Origin of the sequence: Croceivirga thetidis (assembly GCF_012272815.1) — a bacterium.
GTDB lineage: Bacteria > Bacteroidota > Bacteroidia > Flavobacteriales > Flavobacteriaceae > Croceivirga > Croceivirga thetidis.
Map to the genome: position 1 here is coordinate 129,721 of NZ_JAAWWL010000003.1, position 16,918 is coordinate 146,638.

5 protein-coding genes are annotated in these 16,918 nt (G+C 44.8%); all 5 read left to right on the forward strand.

The window, feature by feature from the left end; all coding sequences use genetic code 11:
• Positions 1–1,189 (forward strand): T9SS type B sorting domain-containing protein (locus tag HCU67_RS15890; protein WP_168553651.1); only part of this gene is annotated, 1,189 nt, incomplete at its 5' end.
• Positions 1,190–1,202: 13 nt separating this feature from the next.
• Entirely contained in the window at positions 1,203–2,159 is a 957-nt protein-coding gene (locus HCU67_RS15895) for a PorP/SprF family type IX secretion system membrane protein (RefSeq protein WP_168553652.1), read from the forward strand.
• Between the two features lie 11 nt (positions 2,160–2,170).
• Positions 2,171–4,192, forward strand: a complete 2,022-nt coding sequence (locus HCU67_RS15900; RefSeq protein ID WP_168553653.1) for an OmpA family protein — start codon at positions 2,171–2,173, stop codon at positions 4,190–4,192.
• A gap of 173 nt (positions 4,193–4,365) precedes the next feature.
• The gene (locus HCU67_RS15905) at positions 4,366–8,652 is read left to right on the forward strand and encodes a beta strand repeat-containing protein (protein WP_168553654.1); all 4,287 of its coding nucleotides are present in this window, start codon (positions 4,366–4,368) and stop codon (positions 8,650–8,652) included.
• 247 nt (positions 8,653–8,899) lie between these two features.
• Positions 8,900–16,879 carry a beta strand repeat-containing protein gene (locus tag HCU67_RS16745; RefSeq protein WP_282597833.1) on the forward strand — a complete coding sequence of 2,660 codons (7,980 nt, stop codon included), beginning with the start codon at positions 8,900–8,902 and terminating at the stop codon, positions 16,877–16,879.
• The last annotated feature ends 39 nt before the right edge of the window (positions 16,880–16,918 follow it).

Here is a 16,918-nt window from a genome sequence, read left to right on the forward strand (position 1 = left end):
GAACGATGGCTATGATTCGAACGACGAAATAGAGAACCCATCGGAAGATTTACCGAACACGGATGGTGAGGACGATGTGAACTACCGTGACCTTGATGATGACAACGATGGTATCGACACCCCAGACGAGGATGCTGATGGTGATGGGGACCCGACCAACGATGATTCAAATGGAGATGGCATTCCTGATTATTTAGATCCGAAGGATGATGATTTAGATACTGATGGCGATGGAGTTCCTGACATAGTTGATATTGATGACGACAACGATGGAATAATTGATATCAATGAAGGAGATGGAACAATAGATACTGATGGCGATGGTAGACCGGACAGCTTGGATATCGATAGTGATAATGACGGTATTCCTGATAATATAGAGGCTCAACCAACAGATACGTATATACCACCCACTGGTATTGATAGGGATAGTGACGGTCTGGATGATACATATGAAGCGATTGTCGAAGATGAAGGTGTATTACCCGTTGATACTGATGGAGACTTGACACCAGATTATTTAGATGATGACAGTGACAACGATACAGTTCCTGACAATAATGAAGGGAATGATTTCGATTTTGATGGCCAACCCGATTGGACCTTCACGGGAACCGATACCGATAATGATGGATTGGATGATGGCTATGAAGGAAGTAATGTGAATGACGGTTATGATGTTAATGATGAAATTGAAGATCCTTTATTTGATTTACCAAATACCGATGGAGAGGACGATGTGAACTATCGCGATTTTGATGATGACAACGATGGTATCGACACCCCAGACGAGGATGGTAATGGTGATGGTGACCCGACCAATGATGATGAAGATTTGGACGGTACACCTGATTATCTGGATCCAACAGATAATAGGGATTCCCGAGTCGCTATTGAAGTTAATCAAATGGTGACACCAAATGGTGACGGTATGAACGATTTTCTATTCATTAGAGGAGTTGAAGGTGCACCAAACAATACATTGAGGATTTTTAACAGATGGGGAGTTGCCGTATACGAAGCTTCAAATTATAACAATGTAAATAACGTTTTTGATGGAAGGTCCAGAGGTAGATCCACAATTAGTGTAGACGAGTACCTTCCGGCAGGCATTTATTATTATATCTTTGAATATGAAACTAGTGAAGGTCGCTTAATCGACAACGACTATTTTTATATAAGTAGATAAACAAACAAACTTCATGTTGAAAAAGAGTTTATTATCACTACTCTTAATTTTTCCACTTTTTTGTGCTAACATTTTCGGGCAACAAGACTCACAGTATACCCAATATATGTTCAACACATTAAGTGTGAATCCGGCTTATGCGGGATCAAGAGGACAATTAAGTTTTGCCAGTCTATATCGTTCTCAGTGGATTGGTATTAATGGCGCACCAGAGACATTTACTGTAAATCTACATTCTCCGATTCGTAATAGTAGGCTCGGTTATGGTATCTCTGTGGTTAATGACAATATTGGTGATGGAGCTGTTCAAGAAACTTATTTGGATGGTGTAATTTCCTATTCATTACCTGCAAATCAAACCAATACAGCCAAGTTTTCTTTCGGATTGAAAATAGGTGGTAACCTACTTAATCTAGACTTTTCGAAACTACGAAATTTTGATTTGGAACCTACGAGTGCTGATGTTCCAGATAATCGATTCGCGCCGAATTTTGGTTTAGGTTTTTACTACCATACTGATAAATTCTATGCAGGTGTTTCTGTACCGAATTTTCTTGAAACAGAATATTTTGATGGGTCATCTGGCGATGCCAATTCAGTTAATTTTTTATCCGCTGAGCGAATGAACATCTATTTCATTACTGGCTACGTATTTGATTTGGGGGGAAATTTGCAATTCAAACCTGCATTATTGACAAAAGCGGTTGGTGGTGCTCCTTTACAGGTAGATTTATCAGCTAGTTTTTTGTTTGCCGAACGATTCAGTTTTGGAGCGGCATATAGATTGGACGCCGCGGTCAGCGCACTGGCAGGTTTTCAAATTACAGAACAATTAATGCTGGGATTGGCTTATGACAGGGAAACTACCGAGCTTGGAGCCGCTAGATTTAATGACGGTTCCTTTGAGGTGTTTTTGAGATTAGAATTATTGAAACGATTCCAGAGAACCATTTCGCCCCGCTTTTTCTAAAATAGCTAGGTATGACTAATAAACTTCTACTCTGTTTCACATTTCTTTTTGTGATTTGTGGTTCTATTTCAGGTCAAGAAAAGGAGGATAAAAGAATTCTGAAAGCTGACGAAAAGTATAAACAGTATTCATTTAGACCAGCTATTGATATCTACGAAAAAGTTAGATCCGAGGGTTATGTTAATTCGGACCTCTTGACCAAATTAGGTGATTCGTATTACTTTAATGCCGAGTACGCCAAGGCAGCAGAAGTTTATGGCGAATTAGTTCAAGGTTCGGATTCAATTCTTGGTGCAGACATTGTTTTTAGATACGCCCAATCACTTAAAACAATCGGTAGTTACGAAGAGTCAGATAAGTGGATGCAGGAGTTTAATAAAATTGCAAAAAAACTCGAACTTAACTCGAAAGCAGGCTATAACTATTTAGATAAGATTGAAGCAAATTCTGATAGATATGAGTTCAAAGAATTTAAATACAACTCTGCATATTCGGATTTTGCACCAAGTTTTTATCGAAAGGGTTTGATTTTTGCCTCTGATCGTGATACGGGAAATTTAGCAAGATACCGTCACACATGGAATTCGAGGGACTTTCTAGACTTGTATAAGATAAATGCTGATAGCGTTTCAACAAATAGGGTGGTCAAAATTGATGTGTTGGAACGACGTTTAAAGAATAATGGTGATGATTTAACTGGAAAGGAAGAAAAAGACGACAAACTGCCAAAGAAGAAGAACAGAATCAACAGTAGGTTTCATGAATCAACATCAACACTGACCAAAGACGGCAATACACTTTATTTTACTAGAAATAATTTTATAGATGGAAAACGTTACGAAGATGAAGAAGGTTTTACCCGTCTTAAGATTTACTCTGCTGAATGGAATGATGGTAAATGGGTGAATGTAGTTGAACTTCCTTTTAATTTAGAAGGATTTTCTTTTGCGCATCCAACCCTTAGTCCTGACGAGAAGTTTCTATACTTTGTTTCTGATTTAACAGGTGGATATGGGAATACCGATATATGGAAAGTTGAAATTGTTGGAGATGGTACTTTTGGTAATCCGATTAACCTAGGAGGAAATATTAATACACAAGCCCGAGAAACATTCCCGTTTATCTCCGATTCTGATTTGTTATATTTTTCTTCAGACGGCCACCCTGGATTGGGAGGATTGGACGTTTTTACTACTAAGATTGCATTTGATGATTATTCTCAAGAGGTAGTCAATTTGGGTAAACCAATTAATACCGAATTCGATGACTTTTCATATATAATTGATGATAGTACCAAACAAGGGTATTTTGCCAGTAATCGTCCAGAAGGATTGGGATTAGACGACATATATGCTTTCGTAGAAACAGTACCGGTACCAATTGATTGTATAAGGGAAATTACAGGAACGGTTCGAGATAAAATTTCGAACGAAGTACTTGCTGGTGCAACCGTAAAAATAATTGATGACGAGAATAACGAAGTATCTACTACTTTAACAAATTCGAAAGGTGAATACCGACTGGAGCTTGATTGCAGCAAAAACAATTTTGTAAGGGCATTAAAGGATGGATATATCGCATCAGAGGTATTTTTACCTAAATCTGATGGTAAACCAAAGACTGTTGATTTTTACTTGGAACGCGATGTGGTTACTGGTGGTTTTGGCGACGATTTGGCAAAATTACTTCAATTGAGCACGATTTATTTTGATTTGAATAAATACAACATTAGACCAGATGCTGAAATTGAGATTCAAAAAGTAATTGCTGCAATGGAGAGATATCCTAGTCTCAAAATTAAGGTAAACTCTCATACCGATAGCCAAGGTAGGGACGAGTATAACTTGTGGCTATCGCAGCAAAGAGCACAATCTACAGTTGATTATATGATTTCAATGGGCATTGAGAAGGAACGGTTAGTTGGTCAAGGCTATGGTGAAACCATGCTCATAAATGAGTGCGAAAACGGAGTTCCATGTTCAGCCTCGAAGCATCAATTAAATCGTAGATCGGAATTTATCATCTTAGAATAGCAATCGCTAATTTGTAGGAAATTACTTTTTTCTTTTGGTTATCAATGAGTTACATCATGGGGTTTTGGTGCTTTGGCTTCACTTATTGGTGATTTGACAACAATTATTTATATACTCATCAAGTACATTTTACATTTGGTTACGGCATTTTAGTATTAGATGTCGCCCAAATCATGAATGCATTTAAAAATCTTCTAGTATTTATTGTTGTAGTTTTCTGCACGACAGTTTCTTTTGGTCAGGCGACTATTACAATTGAAGTCAATTGGCCGAGATGGTCTTCAGAAAATAGAGTGACTTTTAGAGACCCCTCGAACACCCAAATCGGTAATACCATTTGTAATCTATCTACTTGTTTTAATGGTTCTTCCAATAACTCATATGATAATATTGCCTCTCCTGAAACCTATAATAGTGTACCATATGGTACAGGTTACGATATTTTTTTGGAGGACACCTATGGTGATGGATGGAATGGTGGTTCTTCTTATGTAAGGGTTTATCAAGATGGTATTTTGATTGTTGATTCAGATTTAACAGGGGGTTCATCTGGGACGGTCACCTTTGACATTATTGCTTCAGCACCGATTATTTCCATAGAAGATGCCAGTATAAATGAAGACACTGGTACTGCTAATTTTACTGTAACACATACTACGACAAATGCATCTGGTGCATTTAGTGTCAATTACACAACCTCCGATATTTCTGCAAATGCGTCTTTAGATTATGCGGCTACTACAGGAACCCTAAATTTTAATGGCGTTGTCGGGGATACAGATACAATTTCGATACCTATTTTAAATGATGGCACCATAGAAGGTAATGAGACTTTTTTAATTTCTTTTACATCCTCAACCGATGGTACGGTAGATTTCTCAGATACTGCTACAATAACCATTAATGACGATGATGCCTTAATAATTACAAATGGGGCTACAACCAATACTTGTGCAACAACATTTTTTGATACTGGAGGTATTTCCGGATCTTATGGTAATAACGAATTTATAGAACATACAATCTGTCCAGATGTGCCAGGCAACTTTATTCAAGTTGATTTCACAAGTTTTGATGTGGAGTCAAATTTTGATTTTTTATACGTCTATGAAGGTACTTCTACAAGTGGCACATTAATTGGTCAATATCATAATGGTAATCTGCCACCAACTACAATAATAGCGACTGACGCTTCAGGATGTCTAACGTTTAGGTTTGATTCAGATGGTAGTGTAGTTGATCCCGGTTGGGAAGCAAATATTTCTTGTTTTACTCCTTCTCCCGCAATAACCATTAATAATGTTAGTGTAGATGAATCAGCAGGTACGGTAAGTTTGACTGCCACGCATACAAACTTAGATGCTTCTGGGCCATTTACCGTGAATTTTTCGACTAGTGACGGAACTGCGAATTCAGGAACGGATTATACTTCAACCACAGGAACTCTGAATTTTAATGGTACCTCAGGAGATACGGATATAATTACAATACCAATACTCACCGATACAAACTTAGAGGGTGATGAAACTTTTAACGTCCTATTTACAGCATCCTCAGACGGCACTATAAATATTTCAGATACCGCAACTGTTACCATAAATAGTCAAATTTCTTCGGACGTCCCTTTAGCTCTATTTCAGGAATTTCATGGTAATGTGGATTATGTGGTTACGGGTAATACTTTGCGAACCTCTGATAACAATACAGACGCCTGTGCAGTGACCAATACCTCTTCTGCTACGCTAGTTTCTCCAATTCCGGCAACTGCGACCATTCGCCGAGCTTATCTTTATTGGGCACATTCAGCAACCGCATTTGATGATACAGTGACTTTTGAAGGTCAGACGGTAAATGCAGATTTAGGATATAGCGCCCAATCTGATACTTATTTCAGTTATCGAAGTGATGTTACTTCAATTATTACTTCAATAGCCGATCTAAACGGTAATACATATGATTTTGCTGATTTGACCATTGATACTACAACAAGTTGCGCCTCACAAGGTGTTTTAGGAGGATGGTCTTTGATTATCATATATAATGAAGATAGCTTACCGGCATCAAGTATTAATCTGTACCAAGGCTTTCAACGTTTAAGAAATGCAAGTTCTTCATTCACATTGGATTCATTTTATGCAATTGCCGGAACAGGTGCCAAGGCTACTTTTTTATCATGGGAAGGTGACGATACCCTTTCTGGGACCTCAGAATCCCTATCGATTACGAATGAAGCTTCCAACACTTTCGTGCTAAGTGGTGACGGAGGACAAACAGGAAATAATGCCTATAACTCAACAATATATGATGATACTCAAGGCACTGTCTACAATGCCTCTAACATTTATGGAGTTGATTTAGATACTTACGGAATATCAAGCTATATATCGCCTGGTGACACTCAGGTAACAGCAAACGTTTCCGTTGCCAATGATGCCGTATTTTTTAATGCAGTCCTTTTACGGGTAGAGTCCAATCTAATTACAGGAAATGTTTTTGAAGATGTAAATTACCCTGGTGGTTCTGGTCGCAACTTGACAACTTCTTCAGGTGTTGGTATTGAAAATGCAACAGTTGAACTATATGATAATTCAAGCACTTTTGTTGAGTCAGTAACAACTGACACAGATGGTAACTATATCTTCGGTGGGGTAATCGATGGTGATTATTCAGTGCGGGTGGTCAATAGCACAGTGCGGTCTACAAGAGGTGGAGGTGAAATTTGTACTACTTGCATTCCTGTACAGACTTTCCGTAGTTATGAAAGTTCTGGCGCAATTCTAGATGTTACTACCGAAATTGGAGGGGCAGACCCTTCTTCTGAAGATGTTGGTACGGGAACGTTAAGCGGTGCCCAAACGGTATCAACTCTCACAATGGCCGGAAGTGGTGTAGTGGGTATTGACTTTGGTTTTAACTTCAGCACAATAGTTAATACAAATAATGATGGACAGGGGTCATTGGAACAGTTTATTGTAAATTCCAATAGCCTAAATGAGACTGGTCTTGATATTGAGGCAAATGCAATTTTTGATCCAGCTGCAGGCGAAGATGTATCCGTCTTTATGATACCAACAACTGGTGATATTCTTGGCAGGACAGCCGATGCCAACTTTTCAGGTGGCATTTTTAATATCACCATTTCAAATGGTAATCCACTTTCTGATATTTCAAGTGATTATACCATAATTGATGGAAGAACACAGACTTCTTATTCTGGTGATAGCAATAGTGGTAGTATTGGATCAGGTGGAACAACTGTTGGGGTTTCAGGAATTGCTCTACCATCATTCGAACTACCTGAAATAGAAATTTATAGAAATAGTGGTGATGTTTTTAGAATCAATGCTTCAAATGTTGGGATACGAAATATAGCCGTTTATGCAAATAACAATGCAGGTATTCGTGTTGATGGTGGCTCAGCTACAATCTCATCAAACTTGTTAGGAGTTGATGCATCAGGGGTGAACGGTGGTAATATAGATTTTGCACTTGAAAATCTTGGTGGCAATGTAATAGTAGATGGGAATTACATTGCAACAAATACCGATTCAGGAATTTTAATAAATGGGGGTTCTTCGAACATCATTCAGAACAACCACATATTCAACAATGGCGATTCAGCTTGTGATGACAACATATTAATAACCTCAGGTAGTGATATCACAATTCAACAAAACCTAATTGAAAATGCTTCCTCAATGGGTATTGATGCCACTTCGGGAATAGGAAGTCTAACAATAACTGAAAATACAATTACGGGCTCCGGTCAAAATGGAGGTAACTGTAGTGGTTCACCAAAACAAATGGGAATTGAATTGGATGGTAATAGTTCCCAGATTACAAATAATATAATTCATTCGAATGGAGGAGCTGGGCTGGCAATTTCTGGAACAGGAAATTCGAATCTTATAAGTCAAAACTCATTTTATGCAAATGGAACGGCCTCAGCTGCTCTAGGCATTGATTTGGCAATTGATGGAGTGACCATTAACGATAATGGTGACGCAGACAATGGTGCTAATGGGTTACTCAACTTTCCTTTTATTGAAGCTGTTGTTTTTTCAGGAGGAAACTTAATTGTTAGGGGATGGTCTCCAGCTGGAGCAACAGTAGAGTTTTATTTTACTGATGTCAATCAAGGAAGCGCAGCCAATGGGGATAATCAATTGGGATTGACACAAGACTATGGAGAAGGACAGATTTTTATTGCTTCGTTTGTTGAAGGTTCAGTTTCAGATAATGACAGTTCTGTATCATCGTATACAGATGCTGATGGAAACACGGATTCGACAAATAGATTTGAATTCATAATACCGGCAGGATCTGGCGGAAGTGTTTCAAATTTAGTAACTGCAACCGCAACGGTTTCAAACTCAACTTCTGAGTTTTCACCTGCTGCGGTTATTAAAGCTGCAACTATTATAACGAATAGAAGAATTACATATAGAATAAACAATTAAGATACATGAACCTTGCTAAAAATGTAAATCATTGAAAGTGTGAAACTTTACCTCGTATTAAAAGCATTTCTTAATGTATTGACAGCAAAAAGAAAACAGTTTACAGTACGTGAGTACACATTCACAACAATAATTTTCCAAGGAAGTGTATAAATATAATTTTGCATACTGAGATTAACTGTTTGGTTTAAATCCATTTAATAATAAATAAAGCAGTTAACTCAAAACAACAAAAAGTACCCAAGTCATGACCTACAAAGAAATAGCTATATCTATAGCGAATAGCCTGTACACTAAGGCCTTTTCGATACTTTTTCTTTTACTTTTTTCGATTTCAGGCTTTTCTCAAACCACGGTAACCTTACAGGACCAGTGTAATTGCGAAGTACTCAAAGGAACGGATGTTTCCTCCCCGGGCGCAACTTCTCCTACCGGTGCTGATACTGGTGATCTCTATGTAAATACAAATACTGGTCAAATTTTTTACTGGGATGGAGATTCTTGGGAAGCTTCTTCATCAAATGGAACTGATGGAGTAGGGGTACAGTCCACCATCGATAATGGCGATGGTACATTTACGATTAACTATACTGACGGCTCAAGCTTTACATCAACCGATTTAACCGGTCCAACAGGTGCTACAGGAGCCACCGGAGCGACAGGTCCACAAGGACCAGCAGGTCCAGCGGGAGCTGATGGCGCAGACGGAACAAACGGAACAGATGGAGATTCAGCCTATCAAACATGGTTGGATGCCGGAAATACAGGAACGGAAGCGGACTTCTTGGCCAGCTTGGTTGGAGCTACAGGTGCAACAGGTGCAACGGGAGCTACAGGCCCACAAGGACCAACAGGTCCAGCGGGAGCTGACGGTGCTGACGGAACAAATGGAACAGACGGTGATTCAGCCTACCAAACATGGTTGGATGCAGGAAACACAGGAACAGAAGCGGACTTCTTGGCCAGCTTGGTTGGAGCCACTGGTGCAACCGGAGCTACGGGCCCACAAGGTCCAGCAGGCCCAACGGGAGCTACAGGAGCTACAGGTCCAGCGGGAGCTGATGGCGCTGACGGAACAAACGGAACAGATGGAGATTCAGCCTATCAAACATGGTTGGATGCCGGAAATACAGGAACGGAAGCGGACTTCTTGGCCAGCTTGGTTGGAGCTACAGGTGCAACAGGTGCAACGGGAGCTACAGGCCCACAAGGACCAACAGGTCCAGCGGGAGCTGACGGTGCTGACGGAACAAATGGAACAGACGGTGATTCAGCCTACCAAACATGGTTGGATGCCGGAAACACAGGAACAGAAGCGGACTTCTTGGCCAGCTTGGTTGGAGCCACTGGTGCAACCGGAGCTACGGGCCCACAAGGTCCAGCAGGCCCAACGGGAGCTACAGGAGCTACAGGTCCAGCGGGAGCTGACGGCGCAGACGGAACAAATGGTGCCGATGGTGCTGATGGAGATTCAGCCTACCAGACTTGGTTGGATGCAGGAAATACAGGAACAGAGGCCGACTTCTTGGCCAGTTTAGTTGGAGCTACAGGTGCAACAGGTGCAACGGGAGCTACAGGCCCACAAGGACCAACAGGTCCAGCGGGAGCTGACGGTGCTGATGGAACAAACGGAACAGATGGAGATTCAGCCTACCAGACTTGGTTGGATGCCGGAAACACAGGAACAGAGGCCGACTTCTTGGCCAGCTTGGTTGGAGCCACTGGTGCAACAGGAGCAACCGGAGCTACCGGCCCACAAGGTCCAGCAGGAGCTGACGGTGCTGATGGAACAAATGGTACCGATGGTGATTCAGCCTACCAGACTTGGTTGGATGCCGGAAATACAGGAACGGAAGCGGATTTCTTGGCCAGCTTGGTTGGAGCCACTGGTGCTACAGGAGCGACAGGAGCGACGGGAGCTACTGGTCCACAAGGTCCAGCCGGCCCAACGGGTGCTACAGGAGCCACTGGCCCACAAGGCCCAACAGGTCCAGCGGGAGCTGACGGCGCAGACGGAACAAATGGAACAGATGGTGATTCAGCCTACCAGACTTGGTTGGATGCAGGAAATACAGGAACAGAGGCCGACTTCTTGGCCAGCTTGGTTGGTGCAACCGGAGCTACGGGCCCACAAGGTCCAGCAGGCCCAACGGGAGCTACAGGTGCCACTGGCCCACAAGGCCCAACAGGTCCAGCGGGAGCTGACGGTGCTGATGGAACAAATGGAACAGATGGAGATTCAGCCTACCAGACTTGGTTGGATGCAGGAAATACAGGAACAGAGGCCGACTTCTTGGCCAGCTTGGTTGGTGCAACAGGAGCAACCGGAGCTACCGGCCCACAAGGTCCAGCAGGAGCTGATGGCGCTGACGGAACAAACGGAACAGATGGAGATTCAGCCTATCAAACATGGTTGGATGCCGGAAATACAGGAACGGAAGCGGACTTCTTGGCCAGCTTGGTTGGAGCTACAGGTGCAACAGGTGCAACGGGAGCTACGGGCCCACAAGGACCAACAGGTCCAGCGGGAGCTGACGGCGCAGACGGAACAAATGGTGCCGATGGTGCTGATGGAGATTCAGCCTACCAGACTTGGTTGGATGCAGGAAATACAGGAACAGAGGCCGACTTCTTGGCCAGTTTAGTTGGAGCTACAGGTGCAACAGGTGCAACGGGAGCTACAGGCCCACAAGGACCAACAGGTCCAGCGGGAGCTGACGGTGCTGACGGAACAAATGGAACAGACGGTGATTCAGCCTACCAAACATGGTTGGATGCAGGAAACACAGGAACAGAAGCGGACTTCTTGGCCAGCTTGGTTGGAGCCACTGGTGCAACCGGAGCTACGGGCCCACAAGGTCCAGCAGGCCCAACGGGAGCTACAGGAGCTACAGGTCCAGCGGGAGCTGACGGCGCAGACGGAACAAATGGAACAGATGGTGATTCAGCCTACCAAACATGGTTGGATGCCGGAAACACAGGAACAGAGGCCGACTTCTTGGCCAGCTTGGTTGGTGCAACCGGAGCCACAGGAGCGACAGGTGCAACCGGAGCTACGGGCCCACAAGGTCCAGCAGGCCCAACGGGTGCAACGGGAGCTACAGGAGCGACCGGTCCACAAGGACCAACAGGTCCAGCAGGAGCTGACGGTGCTGACGGAACAAACGGAACAGATGGTGATTCAGCCTACCAGACATGGTTGGATGCAGGAAATACAGGAACAGAGGCTGACTTCTTGGCCAGTTTAGTTGGAGCCACAGGACCTACAGGAGCTACAGGTCCAGCGGGAGCTGACGGTGCTGACGGAACAAACGGAACAGATGGTGATTCAGCCTACCAGACATGGTTGGATGCCGGAAATACAGGAACAGAGGCCGATTTCTTGGCCAGCTTGGTTGGAGCCACTGGTGCAACAGGTGCCACAGGTGCAACCGGAGCTACGGGCCCACAAGGTCCAGCCGGCCCAACAGGTGCTACAGGAGCTACAGGTCCACAAGGACCAACAGGTCCAGCAGGAGCTGACGGAGCTGACGGAACAAATGGTACCGATGGTGATTCAGCCTACCAGACATGGTTGGATGCCGGAAATACAGGAACAGAGGCCGACTTCTTGGCCAGTTTAGTTGGAGCAACTGGTGCAACGGGAGCTACAGGTCCACAAGGTCCAGCAGGCCCAACGGGAGCTACAGGTCCACAAGGACCAACAGGTCCAGCGGGAGCTGACGGTGCTGACGGAACAAACGGAACGGATGGTGATTCAGCCTACCAGACATGGTTGGATGCCGGAAATACAGGAACAGAGGCCGATTTCTTGGCCAGTTTAGTTGGAGCCACAGGCGCAACAGGTGCTACAGGTGCAACCGGAGCTACGGGTCCACAAGGTCCAGCCGGCCCAACAGGAGCTACAGGAGCTACAGGTCCACAAGGGCCAACAGGTCCAGCGGGAGCTGACGGTGCTGACGGAACAAACGGAACAGACGGTGATTCAGCCTACCAGACATGGTTGGATGCCGGAAACACAGGAACAGAGGCCGACTTCTTGGCCAGTTTGGTTGGAGCCACAGGCGCAACAGGTGCTACAGGTGCAACCGGAGCTACGGGCCCACAAGGTCCAGCAGGCCCAACGGGTGCCACAGGAGCCACAGGAGCCACAGGTCCACAAGGTCCAGCAGGAGCTGACGGTGCTGACGGAACAAACGGAACAGACGGTGATTCAGCCTACCAAACATGGTTGGATGCCGGAAACACAGGAACAGAGGCCGACTTCTTGGCCAGCTTAGTTGGAGCCACTGGTGCAACAGGAGCGACAGGAGCGACGGGAGCCACCGGCCCACAAGGACCGACAGGTCCAGCGGGAGCTGATGGCGCAGACGGAACAAATGGAACAGATGGTGATTCAGCCTACCAGACATGGTTGGATGCAGGAAATACAGGAACAGAGGCCGACTTCTTGGCCAGCTTGGTTGGTGCAACCGGAGCAACGGGAGCCACAGGTGCTACAGGTGCAACGGGAGCGACAGGCCCACAAGGACCAGCAGGTCCAACAGGAGCCACCGGAGCGACAGGTCCACAAGGACCAGCAGGTCCAGCGGGAGCTGATGGCGCAGACGGAACAAATGGAACAGACGGTGATTCAGCCTACCAAACATGGTTGGATGCCGGAAACACAGGAACAGAGGCCGACTTCTTGGCCAGTTTGGTTGGAGCCACAGGAGCCACAGGAGCGACGGGAGCTACTGGCCCACAAGGTCCAGCCGGCCCAACGGGTGCTACAGGAGCCACCGGCCCACAAGGACCAACAGGTCCAGCGGGAGCTGACGGTGCTGACGGAACAAATGGAACAGACGGTGATTCAGCCTACCAAACATGGTTGGATGCCGGAAACACAGGAACAGAGGCCGACTTCTTGGCCAGCTTGGTTGGTGCAACCGGAGCTACGGGCCCACAAGGTCCAGCCGGCCCAACAGGAGCTACAGGTCCACAAGGACCAACAGGTCCAGCAGGAGCTGACGGTGCTGACGGAACAAACGGAACAGACGGTGATTCAGCCTACCAAACATGGTTGGATGCCGGAAACACAGGAACAGAGGCCGACTTCTTGGCCAGCTTGGTTGGAGCCACTGGTGCTACAGGAGCTACTGGTCCACAAGGTCCAGCCGGCCCAACGGGTGCTACAGGAGCCACCGGCCCACAAGGACCGACAGGTCCAGCGGGAGCTGATGGCGCAGACGGAACAAATGGAACAGATGGTGATTCAGCCTACCAGACTTGGTTGGATGCCGGAAATACAGGAACAGAGGCCGACTTCTTGGCCAGCTTGGTTGGAGCCACAGGAGCCACAGGTGCAACCGGAGCTACGGGCCCACAAGGTCCAGCAGGCCCAACAGGTGCTACAGGAGCTACAGGCCCACAAGGACCAACAGGTCCAGCGGGAGCTGACGGTGCTGACGGAACAAACGGAACAGATGGTGATTCAGCCTACCAGACATGGTTGGATGCCGGAAATACAGGAACAGAGGCCGATTTCTTGGCCAGCTTGGTTGGAGCCACTGGTGCAACAGGAGCCACAGGTGCAACCGGAGCTACGGGTCCACAAGGTCCAGCCGGCCCAACAGGTGCTACAGGAGCTACAGGTCCACAAGGACCAACAGGTCCAGCGGGAGCTGACGGAGCTGACGGAACAAACGGAACGAATGGTGATTCAGCCTACCAGACATGGTTGGATGCCGGAAATACAGGAACAGAGGCCGATTTCTTGGCCAGCTTGGTTGGTGCAACAGGAGCCACAGGCGCAACAGGTGCTACAGGTGCAACCGGAGCTACGGGTCCACAAGGTCCAGCAGGCCCAACGGGAGCTACAGGTTCAACAGGTCCCCAAGGACCAGCAGGTACAGATGGTGTTGGAATAGCTTCAACTGTTGATAATGGAAATGGTACATTCACATTAAATTACTCGGATGGTTCTGATTTTACTACTTCTGATTTAACAGGGCCTCAAGGGCCAATGGGTTCAGTGCCTTCTGGTGGTGGCCTAGATGTAATTTGGGCGGAAGAAAGTGGAGCATTGAATCCAGCAACTGCTAGTGGTTTTCAATTTTCGTTTGGAAATGGAGCAAATAGTGATAACGGTATAGTCGTTGGTTATGAAAGTACATTGACAAAATTATCTTTTTCAGGAGGTGCAGCAGTTACAGCGGCTATTGAATTGTATATCAATGGTGTTGCCACTGGTAGAACTATATCTATGAGCAGTGAACAAAACAAAGTTGTTTCTGTTACTCCAATTGCAATAGCCGAATCAGATAGAATATCATTCAGAACTATTTCTGGTTCGGGAGGTAATGAGAATGTTATAGGAGCCGTAATTCAAACAGATGGTGTTACTGGCCCTCAAGGACCAACAGGTGCAACAGGTGCGACGGGTGCTACTGGCCCTCAAGGACCAGCTGGCCCAACGGGTGCCACAGGTTCTACCGGTCCCCAAGGACCAGCAGGTACCAATGGAGTAGGAATAGCATCTACAGTCGATAATGGTGATGGTACGTTCACTATCAATTATACAGATGGTTCGGACTTTACTACAGCAGACTTTACCGGTCCAACCGGAGCAACTGGAGCGACAGGTGCAACCGGAGCTACAGGCCCTCAAGGTCCAGCGGGTGATCCTGCCTCAGATGATCAGACTCTGGCGTCTACAGGTGCTGCTGGTCAAATTTCTATAACAGGAGGAAATGCAATTACACTAAATGTTGACGATGCAGATGCTGTTATTGGAAATGAATCAGTTACAGATTTATCGTTTGATGGGACTACATTAACATTGACTCAGGACGGCGCACCCAACGAAACAGTGGATTTGAGCTCTGTTAATGCTGATAATATTTATACCGCCGATGGTAGCTTAACAGCTAATAGAGCTGTTACCCAAGGCAGTTTCGACCTTAATTTTGATGCCAACACAATGGTAATTAGTGGAGACAACAATCGAGTAGGTATTGGAACCAATGATCCACAACGGGCGTTACATGTTGCTGCCAATGACGTTGTACGATTTTCAAGAGGTGGAAATACGGCTGGTTTTATTGTTGATAGGTTCAGTGGAACAGTGAACAATACTTTGGCTTCAGCCACATTTGGATTAAATTCTTCTTCTACCGGTACTGGAGAGTTCTTCTTTGCAAATTATAATGAAAATGTATCCGGTGGTGGATTTACTAGATGGATAACCTTTGATATTGATAGTGATAAAATGACCTTTAATCAATATGGTTCAGGAACATATACAGGGACAGCTGCCAGTATTCTTGCTGTTGAATCTGATGGTGACGTTATCGAAGTAGATGCCGCAAGTTTGGATACTAATATTTACAATACAGATGGTACTTTGGAAGGAAATCGTGCGGTTACCCAAAATAACTTCGATTTAAATTTTGATGCGAACACTCTAGTAGTGAGCGGAGATGATAATAGAGTAGGTATAGGTACTGCAAGTCCTGTAGGCACATTTGAAATTTATGAACCAACTGGTACTACAGCTTCAGCATCAACAGGAACTATGGTATTATCACATGGTGATAGTGGAGGATCGAGTTCGATTGTTTTCAAAAGTGCTGTAAATGAAAATAGTGATTCTGGTTATATCCAATTTTCAGATGATGGCAGTGGAAACGGATCAACTACCGAGAATGGCCTACTTGAAATCGGAACAACGAATGATGTTGTTGGTAGTTATCAAGACGATATCGCATTGATGCCATCTGGAAATGTTGGAGTCAATACAAATGCGCCAACAGCAAAGATGGATGTCAATGGAACAGCCAGAGTTAGAACTCTAAATGCTGCTGCGGATACCGATCAATTGGTAACTGCGGATAGTGATGGTAATTTAAGAAAGGTAAATAGCCTCAAAGCTTCAAAAATCTTTTATCCACCTTCAATTGCTATTGACGCCTCGGCCAATGGAACATTTTCGGTTGATCTTTATGCACAATATGTAGCACAATACGCCACGCCGGCTATTGCAAGTGCAGGTGCTCCAACCGCTATTCCAACTTATGGTGCCACTGATTTGTATTACTATGTGACCTATGCTGATCCTGATGTTTTTGGCAATGGGACTACAGTTCAAAATATGAGTATCGATGCAAATGGTGTACTCTCTTATGAAATTTTTAATCAACCTACAGATTATAATGCCTTAATTAATGTCGTATTCGTAGTGAAATAAAAACCTAAATAAAACAAGAATCCCAAATCTTGAAACTTA